General features: G+C 61.2%; 14 protein-coding genes. 11 read left to right on the forward strand and 3 right to left on the reverse strand.

Annotation, left to right across the window (positions count from 1 at the left end; all coding sequences use genetic code 11):
- Positions 1 to 5: 5 nt before the first annotated feature.
- Positions 6 to 521, reverse strand: a complete 516-nt coding sequence (locus tag LW136_RS04595; protein ID WP_014819220.1) for an outer membrane protein assembly factor BamE — start codon at positions 519 to 521, stop codon at positions 6 to 8.
- A 95-nt stretch (positions 522 to 616) separates the two neighbouring features.
- Here LW136_RS04595 and fur point away from each other — a divergent pair, with 95 nt between their 5' ends.
- Positions 617 to 1,021 carry a ferric iron uptake transcriptional regulator gene (gene fur, locus LW136_RS04600; RefSeq protein WP_003280866.1) on the forward strand — a complete coding sequence of 135 codons (405 nt, stop codon included), beginning with the start codon at positions 617 to 619 and terminating at the stop codon, positions 1,019 to 1,021.
- 57 nt (positions 1,022 to 1,078) lie between these two features.
- On the opposite strand, the gene recN is transcribed toward fur, so the two are convergent.
- Complete coding sequence (recN, locus tag LW136_RS04605; RefSeq protein ID WP_234174709.1) at positions 1,079 to 2,752, reverse strand: DNA repair protein RecN; 1,674 nt, start codon at positions 2,750 to 2,752, stop codon at positions 1,079 to 1,081.
- 201 nt (positions 2,753 to 2,953) lie between these two features.
- On the opposite strand from recN, the gene grpE reads away from it, so the two are divergent.
- The 8 genes from grpE to LW136_RS04645 all read left to right on the forward strand — a co-directional run bounded on the left by grpE (position 2,954) and on the right by LW136_RS04645 (position 13,178).
- Entirely contained in the window at positions 2,954 to 3,523 is a 570-nt protein-coding gene (gene grpE / locus LW136_RS04610; protein ID WP_234174710.1) for a nucleotide exchange factor GrpE, read from the forward strand.
- A 99-nt stretch (positions 3,524 to 3,622) separates the two neighbouring features.
- Positions 3,623 to 5,536 (forward strand): molecular chaperone DnaK, encoded by a 1,914-nt coding sequence (dnaK, locus tag LW136_RS04615; protein WP_234174711.1) that lies wholly within the window; start codon positions 3,623 to 3,625, stop codon positions 5,534 to 5,536.
- Positions 5,537 to 5,658: 122 nt separating this feature from the next.
- Complete coding sequence (gene dnaJ, locus LW136_RS04620; RefSeq protein ID WP_003280872.1) at positions 5,659 to 6,789, forward strand: molecular chaperone DnaJ; 1,131 nt, start codon at positions 5,659 to 5,661, stop codon at positions 6,787 to 6,789.
- Positions 6,790 to 6,866: 77 nt separating this feature from the next.
- Positions 6,867 to 7,673 (forward strand): 4-hydroxy-tetrahydrodipicolinate reductase, encoded by an 807-nt coding sequence (dapB, locus tag LW136_RS04625; RefSeq protein ID WP_014819225.1) that lies wholly within the window; start codon positions 6,867 to 6,869, stop codon positions 7,671 to 7,673.
- A gap of 216 nt (positions 7,674 to 7,889) precedes the next feature.
- Positions 7,890 to 9,038 (forward strand): glutamine-hydrolyzing carbamoyl-phosphate synthase small subunit, encoded by a 1,149-nt coding sequence (gene carA / locus LW136_RS04630; protein WP_234174712.1) that lies wholly within the window; start codon positions 7,890 to 7,892, stop codon positions 9,036 to 9,038.
- A 36-nt stretch (positions 9,039 to 9,074) separates the two neighbouring features.
- Positions 9,075 to 12,296 carry a carbamoyl-phosphate synthase large subunit gene (gene carB / locus LW136_RS04635; protein WP_234174713.1) on the forward strand — a complete coding sequence of 1,074 codons (3,222 nt, stop codon included), beginning with the start codon at positions 9,075 to 9,077 and terminating at the stop codon, positions 12,294 to 12,296.
- Positions 12,293 to 12,769, forward strand: a complete 477-nt coding sequence (greA, locus tag LW136_RS04640) for a transcription elongation factor GreA (RefSeq protein WP_041016117.1) — start codon at positions 12,293 to 12,295, stop codon at positions 12,767 to 12,769. Before carB ends, greA begins: the two co-directional genes overlap by 4 nt.
- Positions 12,747 to 13,178, forward strand: coding sequence for a DUF4149 domain-containing protein (locus tag LW136_RS04645; RefSeq protein WP_230358389.1), 432 nt, complete (start codon positions 12,747 to 12,749; stop codon positions 13,176 to 13,178). The genes greA and LW136_RS04645 overlap by 23 nt, the downstream gene beginning before the upstream one ends.
- A 33-nt stretch (positions 13,179 to 13,211) precedes the next feature.
- Here LW136_RS04645 and yhbY read toward each other — a convergent pair whose 3' ends face one another.
- The gene (yhbY, locus tag LW136_RS04650; RefSeq protein ID WP_041016118.1) at positions 13,212 to 13,523 is read right to left on the reverse strand and encodes a ribosome assembly RNA-binding protein YhbY; all 312 of its coding nucleotides are present in this window, start codon (positions 13,521 to 13,523) and stop codon (positions 13,212 to 13,214) included.
- A gap of 491 nt (positions 13,524 to 14,014) precedes the next feature.
- Here yhbY and ftsH point away from each other — a divergent pair, with 491 nt between their 5' ends.
- Positions 14,015 to 15,925, forward strand: a complete 1,911-nt coding sequence (ftsH, locus tag LW136_RS04655; RefSeq protein WP_042924365.1) for an ATP-dependent zinc metalloprotease FtsH — start codon at positions 14,015 to 14,017, stop codon at positions 15,923 to 15,925.
- 171 nt (positions 15,926 to 16,096) lie between these two features.
- The gene (gene folP, locus LW136_RS04660; RefSeq protein WP_234174714.1) at positions 16,097 to 16,948 is read left to right on the forward strand and encodes a dihydropteroate synthase; all 852 of its coding nucleotides are present in this window, start codon (positions 16,097 to 16,099) and stop codon (positions 16,946 to 16,948) included.
- The last annotated feature ends 9 nt before the right edge of the window (positions 16,949 to 16,957 follow it).

The raw sequence follows: 16,957 nt of genomic DNA on the forward strand, positions 1-16,957 counted from the left end.
TTTCTTTATTCGGTTTCCAGCGGTTCGGGAATCGGCACCGGAACCGGCTCCGCTTCATCCACTTCACGCTGAATCTGCTCCAGCAGCGAGCCAGGCGCAGGGCGCTCTTCAGGCTGACTTGGCTGGGCGGCAGGAGCCGCGTCAGGCGCCTGGGCGTCGCGGCCAAGGATCTGTTCATCGCGGCTTACGCCGGGCATGAAGTCGCCGGCCAGGCCCGCCAGCTGGTCGTTGGCATTGAACACCAGGCTGACGCGCTCCTGCTGGCGCGGACTGCCGCCCGGCTGGATGCTGTACAGGTAGTCCCAGCGGTTGGCATGGAAGGTGTCGGTGATCAGCGGGTTGCCCATGATAAACCGCACCTGCTGGCGGGTCATTCCGGGGCGCAACTGGTCTATCATGTCCTGCGTGACGACATTGCCCTGTTGAATGTCGACCTTGTAAACCCCGGGGAATGAACAACCGGCGAGTGCGACCAGACCTGCGAAGGAGAGGCTGGCCAGCATGAGCTTGGTGTTTTGCATCGGTGGGTGACTTCCACTATCTTGGCTGGGCAAAGAACCCGGATCATACCCGTATTGAAGGAGGCTGCGAAACAGCAGCAGCGAGAAAGCCAACCATGGTTGAAAATAGCGAACTACGTAAAGCTGGTCTCAAGGTAACTCTGCCGCGGGTCAAGATCCTGCAGATGCTGGACACTACCGATCGCCGTCACATGAGCGCCGAAGACGTCTACAAGGCGTTGATGGAAGCGGGTGAGGATGTCGGTCTGGCGACGGTCTATCGCGTGCTGACCCAGTTCGAGGCGGCCGGCCTGGTAGTTCGGCATAACTTCGATGGTGGTCATGCCGTCTTCGAGCTTGCCGACGGCGGGCACCATGACCACATGGTCTGCGTTGACAGTGGTGATGTCATCGAGTTCTTCGATCCCGAGATCGAAAAGTTGCAGAAAGAGATCGTCAAGCGCCACGGTTACGAGCTGGTGGATCACAACCTTGTGCTCTACGTGCGCAAGAAGGATTGATCTCCTGTGCATGAAAAAGGCGGCCGCGGCCGCCTTTTTTGTGCCTGTCCGTCGGGCTCAGGCCTGGGCCGAGGTGACCATCTGCCGGGCATGCGCCAGTGATTGTTCGGTGAGGTCGACGCCGCCGAGCATCCGCGCGATCTCCTCGACCCGGCCGGCCTGATCCAGTTCGGTCACTGCTGTGCGAGTCTCGTCGGCGCCTCGAGCCTTGTGCACGAACAGGTGGTGATGGCCTTGGGCGGCGACCTGCGGCAGGTGGGTCACGGTCAGTACCTGTCCGCGCTCGCCGAGGCGGCGCAGCAGTTGTCCGACGATCTCTGCGGTGGGGCCACCGATGCCAACGTCGACTTCATCGAATACCAGTGTCGGTACGCGGGACGTCTGGGCCGTGATGACCTGAATTGCCAGGCTGATGCGTGACAGCTCACCGCCCGAGGCGACCTTGGCCAGCGGTCGCAGTGGCTGGCCCGGGTTGGCGCTGACCAGAAACTCGACCTGCTCCAGGCCGTAGGGCATCAGTTCGCCTTCGGCTGCAGGCTTGAGTTGCACGCTGAATCTGCCGCCTGGCATACCCAGTCTTTGAATCTCTACCTCGACAGCGCTGGCCAGTTGTTCGGCCGCGGCCTGGCGCATGCGGCTGAGTTCGCCGGCTTTTTCTTCGTAGTGCCGAGCGTAGGCCGCCAGTTCTTCACCGAGGCGCTCGACTGCTTCGTCGTCGGCGTTCAGCCCTTCTAGCTCCTCCAGCAGCTGCTGGTGGAGGTTGGGCAGTTCGGTCGGTTGCACGCGGTGCTTGCGAGCGAGGGTGTAGATGGTATCCAGCCGCTCTTCCAGCATCTGCTGGCGCTCCGGATCGGCGTCGAAGTGATCGACGAAGCGGTTCAGCTCGCCGATCGCCTCTTCGACCTGAATCTGCGCGCTCGCCAGCAGATTGACTGCTTCGCTCAGGGCCTGAGGTTGGTTCTGGAAGGCGCTCAGACGCTGCAGGCTGCTGGTCAGTGCCGACAGCACGTTGCCGGCATCGCTCTCGCTGCACAGCTCCATGACCTGGCGGCAGGCGCCGAGCAACTGCTCAGCGTTGGCCAGGTTCTTGTGTTCGCGCTCGAGTTGCTCCAGTTCGTTCTCGCCCAGCGCCAGGTTCTCCAGCTCTTCCAGCTGGTAGCTGAGCAATTGGTGGCGTGCGCGCTGTTCGTCGCCACTGTTGCTCAGGCGTTCCAGGGTCTGTCGCGTCTGCCGCCAGCGCTGGGCGGCCAGCTGGACCTGTCGCGCCAGCTCCTGGTTGCCGCTGTACTCATCGAGCAGGCGCCGATGGGTGTCGGTCTTCAGCAGGGATTGATGCTCGTGCTGGCTGTGGATATCGATAAGTAGCTCGCCCAGCGACTTGAGGTCGCCCTGCGGACAAGGGGTGCCGTTGATGTAGCCGCGGGAACGACCTTCGGCGGTGATGACGCGACGCAGGATGCAGGGCCCGTCATGGTCCATGTCGCGCTCGGCGAGCCAGGCGCGGGCGTCGGGAATATCATCCAGGTCGAAGCTGGCAAGAATGTCGGCCTTGTCGGCGCCGATGCGCACCACGCTGCTGTCGGCCCGGTCGCCCAACGTCAGGCCGAGGGCATCGAGCATGATCGACTTGCCTGCGCCGGTTTCTCCGCTGATGACGCTCATGCCGCGTTTCAGCTCGAGGTCGAGGTGCTCGACGATGGCGTAGTTGTGGACCGATAGATGAACCAGCATGGCAAGGGCTCCCGATTTGCGTGGCTGGCTATTTATACAGTGGTTTTCCTGGGCGCTACAAGTACTGAAGGATGAATGTGCGGTTGCTCGTCATTTCGCTGGGCGCTCTTCGCTTTCCGCCCTTGAAGCCTGTTTTCGCGCCCCCATATAGCGGCACAAGCGCGGGTTTGCTGCCCGCTGATCGTATAGAGAGGAGGACCTATGGCCGACGAGCAGAACCTGGATAACCAGAACCCGGAAGCGCCCGAGCATTCGGAAGCGGACGTAGCCGAGGATCTGGCCGCCCGCGTGCAGTCGCTGGAAGAGCAGCTGGCCGCTGCGCAGGACCAGTCACTGCGCGTTGCGGCTGAGCTGCAGAACATCCGCCGGCGCGCCGAGCAGGATGTGGAAAAGGCGCACAAGTTCGCCCTGGAAAAGTTTGCCGGTGATCTGCTTGCCGTTGCCGACAGTCTCGAGCGTGGCCTTGAGCTGTCCAGTGCTGATGACGAGGCGGTCAAGCCCATGCGTGAGGGCGTCGAGCTGACCCTCAAGCTGCTTCAGGACACGCTGGCGCGTCACCAGCTCGAGCAGCTCGATCCGCATGGCGAGCCGTTCAATCCTGAGCATCACCAGGCCATGGCCATGGAAGAAAGCACCCATGTCGAGCCGGGCAGCGTGCTCAAGGTGTTCCAGAAAGGTTACCTGCTCAACGGTCGCCTGCTGCGTCCGGCGATGGTCGTCGTCAGCAAGGCGCCCGTCGATGTGCCGCCTTCGATTGATGAGAAGGCTTGAAATCCGGTTGCCGACCCCCATCTGGTAGCCAAGCGTTTTTGTGTTACCCGCAGCCGGTAAAACAGGCGCGGATCAATCGAAATTTGGAGAGCGAATTAAATGGGCAAGATCATCGGTATCGACCTGGGAACCACCAACTCCTGCGTCTCGATTCTGGAAAACGGCAAGGCCAAGGTAATTGAAAATGCCGAAGGCGGCCGTACCACTCCGTCGATCATCGCGTACGCGAGCGACGGCGAAATCCTGGTTGGTCAGTCGGCCAAGCGCCAGGCAGTGACCAACCCGCACAACACCCTGTATGCGGTGAAGCGTCTGATCGGTCGTCGCTTTGACGAAGACGTCGTGCAGAAAGACATTCAGATGGTCCCTTACAAGATCGTCAAGGCGGACAACAGCGACGCCTGGGTCGAGGTGAATGGCCAGAAAATGGCGCCGCCGCAGATCTCCGCTGAAATCCTGAAGAAGATGAAGAAGACCGCCGAGGACTACCTCGGTGAGCCGGTGACCGAGGCGGTGATCACCGTTCCGGCCTACTTCAACGACAGCCAGCGTCAGGCCACCAAGGATGCCGGTCGTATCGCCGGTCTGGACGTCAAGCGCATCATCAACGAGCCGACCGCGGCTGCGCTGGCATACGGCATGGACAAGGCCAAGGGCGACCACACCGTGATCGTCTATGACCTGGGTGGCGGCACCTTCGACGTGTCGGTGATCGAGATCGCCGAAGTCGATGGTGAGCACCAGTTCGAAGTGCTGGCCACCAACGGTGACACTTTCCTCGGCGGTGAGGACTTCGACATTCGCCTGATCGACTACCTCGTCGACGAGTTCAAGAAAGAAAGCGGTATGAACCTCAAGGGTGACCCGCTGGCAATGCAGCGCCTGAAGGAAGCTGCCGAGAAGGCCAAGATCGAGCTGTCCTCCAGCCAGCAGACCGACGTCAACCTGCCGTACATCACCGCTGACGCGTCTGGTCCGAAGCACCTGAACGTGAAGATTTCCCGCGCCAAGCTGGAAGCGCTGGTCGAGGATCTGGTGCAGCGCACCATCGAGCCTTGCCGCATTGCGCTGAAGGATGCCGGCGTCGACGTTTCGAAGATCGACGACGTGATCCTGGTCGGTGGCCAGACCCGTATGCCGCTGGTTCAGCAGAAGGTCGCTGAGTTCTTCGGCAAGGAAGCGCGCAAGGACGTCAACCCGGACGAAGCCGTCGCAATGGGTGCTGCCATCCAGGGCGCCGTGCTGGCCGGTGACGTGAAGGACGTGCTGCTGCTCGACGTATCGCCGCTGACGCTGGGTATCGAAACCCTGGGTGGCGTAATGACTCCGTTGATCGAGAAGAACACCACTATCCCGACCAAGAAGTCGCAGGTGTTCTCCACTGCGGACGATAACCAGAGCGCCGTGACCATTCATGTGCTGCAGGGCGAGCGCAAGCAGGCTACGCAGAACAAGTCGCTGGGTCGCTTCGATCTGGCCGAGATCCCGCCGGCACCGCGTGGCATGCCGCAGATCGAGGTCACCTTCGACATCGACGCCAACGGCATCCTGCACGTGTCTGCCAAGGACAAGGCCACTGGCAAGCAGCAATCCATCGTGATCAAGGCCAACTCGGGTCTGTCCGAGGAGGAAATCGAGCAGATGGTCCGCGATGCCGAGGCGAATGCCGAGGAAGACCGCAAGTTCGAGGAGTTGGCCACCGCACGTAACCAGGGCGACCAGCTGGTGCACGCCACTCGCAAGATGCTCACCGAAGCCGGCGACAAGGCCAGCGACGATGACAAGGCGGCCATCGAGAAGGCGCTTGGCGAGCTGGAAGTGGCCATCAAGGGCGACGACAAAGCTGAGATCGAAGCGAAGATCGCTGCCGTCTCCCAGGCTTCCACTCCGGTCGCGCAGAAGATGTACGCCGAGCAGGCTCAGGCGGGCGAAGGTCAGCCGGCCGACGAGCAGGGCAAGCCGGGTGACGACGTAGTCGACGCCGAGTTCGAAGAGGTCAAGGACAACAAGTAAGCCCTGGCTTGCTTCCGCTCCAGCCCGTCCCGACTTCGTTCGGGCGGGCCCGACCGCTGCGCGGGGGCTTGCTCCCGCGTCGGCGTGTCTGGAGGGCATGAAATTGAGGGTTCAGGATAGTTATGGCCAAACGCGATTTTTATGAGGTGCTGGGCGTCGAGCGCGGCGTCAGCGAGGCGGAGCTGAAAAAGGCTTACCGGCGCCTTGCGATGAAGCATCACCCGGACCGCAATCCGGGGGACAAGGCGGCTGAAGACGCCTTCAAGGAGGCCAATGAGGCCTACGAAGTACTCTCCGATCCGAGCAAGCGTGCTGCCTACGATCAGTACGGCCACGCCGGTGTCGATCCGCAGATGGGTGCTGGCGCAGCCGGTGCCGGTTACGGTGGTGCGAACTTCTCCGATATCTTCGGCGACGTGTTCAGCGATTTCTTCAGTGGCGGCCGCGGCGGCGGCCGTGGCGGCGCACAGCGTGGCAGCGATCTGCGCTACACGCTCGAACTTGATCTCGAAGAGGCAGTGCGCGGCACCACCGTGACCATTCGCGTGCCGACCCTGGTCGAGTGCAAGACCTGCGATGGTTCCGGCGCGAAGAAGGGCACGAGTCCGGTTACCTGTACCACCTGCGGGGGTATCGGCCAGGTGCGCATGCAGCAAGGTTTCTTCTCGGTACAGCAGACCTGCCCGCGCTGCCACGGCAGCGGCAAGATGATTTCCGATCCGTGCGGCAGCTGCCATGGGCAGGGGCGCGTGGAGGAGCAGAAGACACTCTCGGTCAAGGTGCCTCCGGGTGTCGATACCGGTGATCGCATTCGTCTGTCTGGCGAAGGCGAGGCGGGCACTCAGGGTGGCCCGGCCGGCGATCTGTATGTGGTGGTCAATGTGCGCGAGCACGCGATCTTCCAGCGCGATGGCAAACATTTGTATTGCGAAGTGCCGATCAGCTTTGCCGATGCCGCTTTGGGTGGCGAGCTGGAAGTGCCGACCCTGGATGGCCGCGTCAAGCTGAAGATTCCTGAGGGTACCCAGACCGGCAAGCAGTTCCGCTTGCGTGGCAAGGGGGTCGCGCCGGTGCGCGGTGGTGCGGCGGGCGATCTGCTGTGTCGGGTCGCGGTGGAGACGCCGGTCAACCTGAGCAAGCGTCAGCGTGAGATGCTCGAGGAGTTTCGCGGCACGCTGCAGGGTGACACCTCGCATTCCCCCAAGGCCAGTGGCTGGTTCGAAGGTGTGAAGCGCTTTTTCGGTGATGTATGACAAGGGCCTATGGGTGGAGGATGACAGGCTTCGAGCCTGCGTCCTCCGCTTGAAGCCTGCAGCCTGGAGCTGAATTGATGCGACGTATTGCAGTGACCGGCGCCGCCGGGCGTATGGGCAAGACCTTGATCGAGGCGGTGCAGCAGACCAGTGGTGCCGCCGGCCTGACGGCGGCCATCGATCGTCCGGACAGCACTCTGGTGGGTGCCGATGCCGGCGAGCTGGCAGCCATCGGTCGTCTGGGTGTGCCGCTGACCGGTGAGCTCGTCAGGGCCATCGATGAGTTCGACGTGCTGATCGATTTCACCCATCCTTCGGTGACCCTGAAGAATCTGGAAGTCTGCCGGCGCGCCGGCAAGGCGATGGTGATCGGTACCACCGGATTCTCGCCTGACGAGAAGGAGCGTCTCGTTGCGGCGGCCAGGGACATCCCGATCGTCTTTGCCGCCAACTTCAGTGTTGGCGTCAATCTGTGCCTCAAGCTGCTGGATACGGCAGCGCGGGTATTAGGTGACGACGTGGATATCGAGATCATCGAAGCGCATCACCGGCACAAGGTGGACGCACCTTCTGGTACCGCGCTGCGCATGGGTGAAGTCGTCGCCGAGGCGCTCGGGCGTGACCTTCAGAAGGTTGCGGTATATGGGCGTGAGGGGCAAACCGGTGCGCGTCAGCGCGACACCATCGGCTTCGCTACCGTCCGTGCCGGCGACGTGGTCGGTGATCACACAGTGTTGTTCGCCGCCGATGGTGAACGCGTGGAAATCACCCACAAGGCCTCCAGTCGCATGACCTTCGCCAAGGGCGCCGTGCGTGCCGCGCTATGGTTGGACGAGAAGCCGGCAGGTCTTTACGACATGCAGGATGTGCTCGGTCTGAAATGATTCGCTGCGTCGGCTGGCAGCGTCGCGCCCCGTTCGAGTGCGTTTGCCGGCTATTTTGGCTGGACCCGAAAGGCGGTTTTATGTAAGCTTCCCGCTTTAGTGTGTCCACTAAAAGTTGCGCAGAAATGAATCAAACAAAAAGCGGGATGACCTTCACACGTCATCCCGCTTTTTTACAATCTGCGTCTGCTCCAGCCTTGATCTACGGGAGGTCTCTTGACTAAGCCAGCCCTTACGCCAGCCATTCTGGCTCTTGCCGATGGCAGCATCTTTCGCGGCGAATCCATCGGCGCCGATGGGCAAACCATTGGTGAGGTGGTGTTCAACACCGCCATGACCGGCTATCAGGAAATCCTCACCGATCCTTCCTACGCCAAGCAGATCGTAACCCTGACCTATCCTCATGTCGGCAATACTGGTACCACGCCGGAGGATGCCGAGTCCTGGAAAGTCTGGGCTGCGGGTCTGGTTATTCGCGACCTGCCGCTGATTTCCAGCAACTGGCGCGACAAGCAACCCCTGCCTGACTACCTCAAGGCCAATGGCACCGTTGCCATCGCCGGCATCGATACTCGTCGCCTGACCCGTATCCTGCGTGAGAATGGTGCGCAGAACGGCTGCATCCTGGCTGGTAGCGACGCGACAGAAGAGAAAGCGCTGGAGCTGGCGCGCAGCTTCCCCGGCCTCAAGGGCATGGATCTGGCGAAGGAAGTCAGCGTCAAGGAGCGTTACGAGTGGCGCTCCAGTGTCTGGTGCCTGAAGGATGACGGCCATGCCGAGATTCCCGCCAGCGAGCTGCCCTACCATGTCGTCGCCTTTGATTACGGCGTGAAGTACAACATCCTGCGCATGCTGGTCGCCCGCGGTTGCCGCGTCACCGTGCTTCCGGCACAGACGCCTGCCAGCGAAGCTCTGGCGCTGAACCCGGACGGTATCTTTCTGGCCAACGGTCCGGGTGACCCCGAGCCTTGCGACTACGCGATCAAGGCGATCCAGCAAGTGCTCGAAACCGACATTCCGGTGTTCGGCATCTGCCTTGGTCACCAGTTGCTGGCGCTCGCCTCCGGCGCCACGACCGTGAAGATGCCCAACGGCCACCACGGTGCGAACCACCCGGTTCAGGATCTGAAGTCCGGTGTGGTGATGATCACCAGTCAGAACCATGGCTTTGCCGTGGACGAAGCTAGTCTGCCGGCCAATGTGCGTGCGACACACAAGTCGCTGTTCGATGGCACCCTGCAGGGCATCGAGCGCACCGACAAGGTTGCCTTCAGCTTCCAGGGTCACCCCGAAGCGAGCCCGGGGCCGCATGACGTCGCGCCGCTGTTCGACCGTTTCATCGAAGCCATGGCCAAGCGCCGCTAAGCCTGTCGACTGACCAAAGGATTCGAGAGTAAGAAAATGCCAAAACGTACAGATATCAAAAGCATCCTCATCCTCGGCGCCGGCCCCATCGTCATCGGCCAGGCGTGCGAGTTCGATTACTCCGGCGCTCAGGCCTGCAAGGCGCTTAAGGAGGAAGGCTTCCGCGTCATCCTGGTGAATTCCAACCCGGCGACCATCATGACCGACCCGGCCATGGCTGACGCCACCTACATCGAGCCGATCAAATGGGCCACCGTGGCCAAGATCATCGAGAAGGAGCGTCCGGACGCACTGCTGCCGACCATGGGTGGCCAGACCGCGCTGAACTGCGCGCTGGACCTGGAAAAGCACGGCATTCTGGAGAAGTTCGGCGTCGAGATGATCGGTGCCAACGCCGACACCATCGACAAGGCCGAAGACCGTTCGCGCTTCGACAAGGCGATGAAGGAGATCGGTCTTGCCTGTCCGGTATCCGGCATCGCGCACAACATGGAAGAAGCCTACGGCGTGCTCGACAAGGTCGGCTTCCCCTGCATCATTCGCCCGTCGTTCACCATGGGTGGCACCGGCGGCGGCATCGCCTATAACCGTGAAGAGTTCGAAGAGATCTGCGCCCGCGGTCTGGACCTTTCACCGACCAGTGAGCTGCTGATCGACGAGTCGCTGATCGGTTGGAAGGAATACGAGATGGAGGTGGTCCGCGACAAGAAGGACAACTGCATCATCGTCTGCTCCATCGAGAACTTCGATCCGATGGGCGTGCACACCGGCGACTCGATCACCGTCGCGCCGGCCCAGACCCTGACCGACAAGGAATACCAGATCCTGCGTAACGCCTCGCTGGCGGTGCTGCGCGAGATCGGCGTGGAAACTGGTGGCTCCAACGTGCAGTTCGGCATTTGTCCAGATACCGGCCGCATGGTGGTGATCGAGATGAACCCGCGGGTGTCGCGTTCCTCGGCGCTGGCGTCCAAGGCCACAGGCTTCCCGATCGCCAAGATCGCCGCCAAGCTGGCCGTCGGTTACACCCTCGACGAACTGCAGAACGACATCACTGGCGGTCGCACACCTGCTTCTTTCGAGCCGGCCATCGACTACGTCGTGACCAAAGTGCCGCGCTTTGCCTTCGAGAAATTCCCCAAGGCCGACGCGCGCCTGACTACTCAGATGAAGTCGGTCGGTGAGGTCATGGCGATCGGTCGCACCTTCCAGGAATCCATGCAGAAAGCGCTGCGTGGCCTGGAAGTCGGCGCAACCGGTTTCGATCCGAAACTGAATCTGGCTGACGCCGAGGCCGAGAGCACCCTCAAGCGCGAACTGACGGTGCCGGGCGCCGATCGCATCTGGTATGTCGCCGACGCCTTCCGTGCCGGCAAGAGTGTCGAAGATGTGTTCGCGCTGACCAAGATCGATCCTTGGTTCCTGGTGCAGATCGAGGATCTGGTCAAGGATGAAGAGCACGTCAAGACGCTGGGCCTGTCCAGCATCGACCGCGACATGATGTACAAGCTCAAGCGCAAGGGTTTTTCCGACGCGCGTCTGGCCAAGCTGTTGGGCGTCACCGAGAAGAACCTGCGCAGCCACCGTCACAAGCTCAAGGTACTGCCGGTCTACAAGCGCGTCGACACCTGCGCCGCCGAGTTCGCTACCGATACGGCCTACATGTATTCGACCTACGAGGAAGAGTGCGAGGCCAACCCGTCGAACCGCGACAAGATCATGATCCTGGGTGGCGGCCCCAACCGTATCGGACAGGGCATCGAGTTCGACTACTGCTGTGTGCACGCCGCGCTGGCGATGCGCGAAGACGGCTACGAGACCATCATGGTCAACTGCAACCCGGAAACCGTCTCCACCGACTACGACACGTCCGACCGCCTGTACTTCGAGCCGGTAACCCTGGAAGACGTGCTGGAAATCGTCCGTGTCGAGCAGCCCAAGGGGGTGATTGTGCAGTATGGCGGGCAGACCCCGCTGAAGATCTGCCGTGCGTTGGAAGAGGCGGGTGTACCGATCATCGGCACCAGTCCGGATGCGATCGACCGCGCCGAAGACCGTGAACGCTTCCAGCAGATGGTGCAGCGTCTGAATCTGCGCCAGCCGCAGAATGCTACGGCGCGTAGTGAGGAGGAAGCCATCGCTGCGTCCAAGGCGATCGGCTACCCGCTGGTGGTGCGCCCGTCCTACGTGCTGGGCGGCCGGGCGATGGAGATCGTCTACGAGGAAGAGGAACTCAAGCGCTATATGCGTGAAGCGGTCCAGGTGTCCAACGACAGCCCGGTGCTGCTGGATCACTTCCTCAACTGCGCCATCGAAGTGGATATCGACGCGGTCTGCGACGGCACTGACGTCGTCATCGGCGGCATCATGCAGCACATCGAGCAGGCCGGTGTCCACTCCGGTGACTCGGCCTGCTCGCTTCCGGCCTACTCGTTGCCGCAGCATATTCAGGACGAGATTCGTGACCAGGTGCGCAAGATGGCCCTGGAGCTCGACGTGATAGGCCTGATGAACGTACAGATGGCCGTGCAGGGCGAAGATATCTACGTGCTCGAGGTCAATCCGCGTGCTTCGCGTACGGTGCCGTTCGTTTCCAAGTGCATTGGCGAGTCGCTGGCCAAGGTTGCCGCGCGCGTGATGGCTGGCAAGACGCTGAAGGAAATCGGCTTCACTCGCGAAATCATCCCGACCTACTACAGCGTTAAGGAGGCGGTATTCCCGTTCGCCAAGTTCCCCGGCGTCGATACCATCCTCGGTCCGGAGATGAAGTCCACCGGTGAGGTGATGGGCGTAGGCGACAGCTTTGCCGAAGCCTTTGCCAAGGCCCAGCTGGGCGCTAGCGAAATCCTGCCGACCTCGGGTTGCGCGTTCCTCAGCGTGCGCGAAGACGACAAGCCTTACGTCGAACAGGTCGCTCGTGATCTGGTCGGGCTCGGTTTCGAGGTGGTGGCCACCGCCGGCACCGCGCGGATCATCGAGGCGGCCGGACTGCCGGTGCGCCGTGTGAACAAGGTGACCGAAGGCCGTCCGCACGTGGTCGACATGATCAAGAATGACGAAGTCACCTTGGTCATCAACACTACCGAAGGCCGTCAGTCCATCGCCGATTCGTATTCCATTCGGCGCAACGCCCTGCAGCACAAGATCTGCATCACCACCACTATCGCGGGTGGCCAGGCGATCTGTGAGGCGCTCAAGTTCGGTCCCGAGAAGACCGTGCGCCGCTTGCAGGATCTCCATGCAGGAATCAAGGCATGACAAAATTTCCAATGACCATCCAGGGCGCTCGCGCCCTGGAAGACGAACTCAAGCATCTGAAGACCGTTTTGCGTCCGCAGATCACCCAGGCGATCGCCGAGGCGCGCGAACTGGGCGATCTCAAGGAGAACGCCGAGTATCATGCCGCGCGTGAGCAGCAGGGCATGGTTGAGGCGCGTATCCGCGACATCGAGGGTCGACTGCAGAACGCCCAGGTGATCGACATCGCCAATATCCCGCCGACTGGCAAGGTAATCTTCGGTACCACTGTGGATATCGCCAATGTCGAGACCGACGAGCAGGTGACCTACCAGATCGTCGGCGACGATGAAGCTGACATCAAGCAGGGCAAGCTTTCGGTCAGTTCGCCGATTGCCCGCGCATTGATCGGCAAGGAAGAAGGTGATGTCGTAGCCGTCAAAACGCCCAGTGGGTTGATCGAGTACGAGATTGTCGAAGTCCGCCACGTCTGACCGACAGCCGGCGCGGGCTGGCATCATCACCTGGCAGCTGGCCCAGACATTCTGGGTCGGCGGCTTGTGGCTGCTGCAATTTCTGGTCTTGCCTGCCCTTGGGCGCGTCGGGCTGGCACCTTTATTGGTCGATGAGATCGCTGGCAGCCTGAAGCCGCTGCTGGTCGGCTTTGCCGCACTCTGTAGCGCGCTGCAGGCGCTGGTGTTGGTTCAGGTGATGGGGCTGCGCGGCTTGTGGCGTGACGTTCGCGGCCAGCTTTTGCTGACAGTGATGATGCTCGCGGGCAGCCTGTTGTTGATGCGGGCGGGCTGGTTCGAATCGCTCTACTGGGCCAGCTTCAGCTTTCTGGCGATGGCGCTGTGTGGCCTGATGCTGGTCTTGCAGCCCGCTCCGGGACGCGAGTACTGAGCGCGCGGCAGATTGAGTCTGCCGCGCACGATCTCAGGCCTGGAAGCGGTGAATGTTCGAAAGCTGCTTGTTCGGCTTCGGATTCTTGCGGTACACCAAGGCCATCTTGCCGATGGTCTGTACCAGCTCGCACTTGCCGACCTTGCACAGTTCTTCCATCAGCGCGCGGCGGTCTTCACGCTCTGCGAGGCGGAACTGGATCTTGATCAGCTCATGGTCGTTCAGGGCCCGCTCGAGTTCGGCTTGAACGCCTTCGGTCAGTCCGTTCTCGGCTACGATCAGGACCGGTTTCAGATGGTGGCCGATGGATTTGTACTGCTTCTTTTGCTCGTTGGTGAGCGGCATATGTCGACCCTTGCGTCAGAACCTTGAAAAACGGCGGCTAGTGTAACCGAGAGGTGCATGACCGCACAGATGAGGTGTCAGCTTGGGGCATGCTGTATCCGTCCGTACCCACAAAAAGTTCTTCTTCGGTGGCTGGGGTCGTGCGTCGAATGTCTCTGGATCCGCGTCAGATATCAGCTGACGAAAAATCATGCCGGCCTTGTGATTGTCCATACGGCCCCAATATGGGTTGCAGAGTTGCGTCGCGGGGCGCGCTGCTTCAAAAAATGTAGCGAATAGCGCTCGGTGCAAAATGCCATATCTTGCGGTCTATCGTGCAGGCTTCAGTTGAATGGACGGCTCGGTGTTACAAGGGCTAGGCTGTTTCATAGGGTTACAGACCGGCTGCCAGTTCCAGTACGTTGTGTAGTAAGTTAGGCCGAGCAACCAACCGGCCGTCATGCGGCCCGCAGACAACGGGTTTGCTCCAGAGGGTAGTTAATTTGAACGACATGGCAAAAAACCTGATTCTGTGGCTGATCATCGCCGCCGTCCTGGTCACGGTGATGAACAACTTCTCCAGCCCCAGCGAGCCGCAGACGCTGAGCTATTCCGACTTCCTCGAGCAGGTCAAGGAAGGGCGCGTCGAGCGTGTGACGGTCGATGGTTTCGTGATCATCGGCAAGCGCAGCGAAGGCGATACCTTCAAGACCATTCGCCCGGCGATTCAGGACAATGGTCTGATCGGCGATCTGCTCGACAACAACGTGCTGATCGAGGGCAAGCAGCCTGAGCAGCAAAGTATCTGGACCCAGCTTCTTGTTGCCAGCTTCCCGATTCTGGTGATCATCGCTGTATTCATGTTTTTCATGCGGCAGATGCAGGGCGGTGCGGGTGGCAAGGGTGGGCCGATGAGTTTCGGCAAGAGCAAGGCGCGCCTGCTTTCCGAAGATCAGGTCAAGACGACCTTTGCTGACGTCGCCGGCTGCGATGAGGCGAAGGAAGAAGTCCACGAGCTGGTCGAGTTCCTGCGTGATCCTGGCAAGTTTCAGCGTCTCGGCGGTCGCATTCCGCGTGGTGTGCTGATGGTCGGCCCGCCCGGCACTGGTAAGACGCTGCTGGCCAAGGCGATTGCAGGTGAAGCCAAGGTGCCGTTCTTCACCATTTCCGGTTCGGATTTCGTCGAGATGTTCGTCGGTGTCGGTGCCAGTCGTGTCCGCGACATGTTCGAGCAGGCGAAGAAGCACGCGCCGTGCATCATCTTTATCGACGAGATCGATGCAGTCGGCCGTCATCGTGGCGCAGGTCTCGGTGGTGGGCACGATGAGCGCGAGCAGACCCTCAACCAGTTGCTGGTGGAGATGGACGGTTTCGAGATGAACGACGGGATCATCGTCATTGCGGCGACCAACCGTCCCGATGTGCTCGATCCTGCGCTTCTTCGTCCAGGGCGTTTCGACCGTCAGGTTGTAGTCGGCCTGCCGGATATTCGTGGTCGCGAACAGATCCTGAAGGTGCACATGCGCAAGGTGCCGATCAGCGAGAACGTCGAGCCGGGTGTAATTGCGCGGGGCACTCCGGGCTTCTCCGGTGCGGATCTCGCCAATCTGGTCAACGAGGCTTCGCTGTTTGCCGCGCGCTCCAACAAGCGCATCGTCGAAATGCGTGAGTTCGAGCTGGCCAAGGACAAGATCATGATGGGCGCCGAGCGCAAGTCAATGGTCATGTCCGAGAAGGAGAAGCTCAACACTGCTTACCACGAAGCAGGTCATGCCATCGTCGGGCGCGTGGTCCCCGAGCATGATCCTGTATACAAGGTTTCCATCATTCCTCGCGGTCGAGCGCTAGGCGTCACCATGTTCCTGCCGGAGGAGGATCGTTACAGCCTGTCAAAGCGGGCGCTGATCAGTCAGATCTGCTCCTTGTTCGGAGGACGGATTGCGGAAGAGATGACACTGGGCTTCGAGGGTGTCACCACGGGTGCGTCGAACGACATCATGCGCGCCACGCAGTTGGCGCGGAACATGGTGACCAAGTGGGGCTTGTCGGAGAAGCTTGGGCCGTTGATGTACGCCGAGGAAGAGGGCGAGGTGTTTCTCGGTCGCAGTGCTGGCAGCCAGCATTCCAATGTATCCGGTGAAACCGCGCGGCTGATCGATGAAGAGGTCCGCAGCATCATCGACCACTGCTACGGAACGGCCAAGCAGATCTTGACCGATAATCGTGACAAGCTGGATGTTATGGCCGAAGCCTTGATGAAGTACGAGACCATTGATGCGCCGCAGATCGACGACATCATGGCTGGGCGCACACCTCGGGAGCCGCGTGATTGGGAAGGCGGCTCGGGCGCGTCCGGTACGCCAGTCGTGCCTGATGATAGTCGCCCGCAAACCCCGATCGGTGGTCCTGCCGGCGAGCATTGATGGCATGCGCAAGCCGATGGCTGCATCGGGCGCGTGAAAATCGGAGTACACCAGAAGGGGCGCATATGCGCCCCTTCTGGTGTAAATTGTCCAGCCCGCTGCGCCATGGTGGTGCAGTTGGTGTGGGGGCGCCTATTCAGGGTGTCCGGCCTGAAAGCTCAAGGCTCGTAAATGACCGAATCTCTTTCCCCCGCTCGGCTGGTATGTGGCAGCCGGGTTCTCGATCTTTCCCGTCCTCATGTGATGGGGATTCTCAATGTCACACCCGATTCTTTCTCTGATGGTGGTCGCTTTGCCGAGCGCGAGGCAGCCCTGCGGCATGCCGAAGCAATGGCCGTGGCTGGGGCTACGCTGATCGATGTTGGTGGCGAGTCTACGCGCCCTGGCGCGCGCGCCGTCTCGCCGACCGAGGAGCTGGAGCGGGTCGCACCGGTCGTAGAGATGATCGCGCGGGAGCTCGACGTGGTCGTTTCGGTGGATACGTCCACGCCCGCAGTCATCCGCGAGTGTGCGCGGCTGGGCGCTGGGCTGATCAACGACGTGCGCTCGCTGCAGCGCGACGGTGCGCTGGATGCCGCGGCTGATGCTGGCCTGCCGGTCTGCCTGATGCACATGCGCGGCGAGCCAGGTGATATGCAGAGGGATCCCCGCTACGACGACGTTGTGGAGGAGGTTTGTTCGTTTCTTGAGCAGCGAATGGGTGCGTGTGCTGCAGCGGGAATCCCGCTCGATCGCATCGTCCTCGATCCCGGCTTCGGCTTCGCCAAGACGCTGAACCATAATCTTGTGCTGTTTAGGCGTATGGAGGTGCTGCATCGACTGGGGCGGCCGTTGCTGGTCGGTGTCTCGCGTAAGAGCATGATCGGGGCCGTGCTGGATCGGCCAGTTGATGAGCGCTTGTACGGCAGTCTGGCTTTGGCGGCGCTCGCCGTAGGCAAGGGCGCGCAAATTGTGCGCGTCCATGACGTTGCCGAGACGGTTGATGTAGTTCGAATGATTGCTGCAGTGCAGGCGGCGCAATAGGGAAGGCAC

It is taken from the genome of Stutzerimonas kunmingensis (assembly GCF_021432085.1).
In the GTDB taxonomy this organism is placed as follows: domain Bacteria; phylum Pseudomonadota; class Gammaproteobacteria; order Pseudomonadales; family Pseudomonadaceae; genus Stutzerimonas.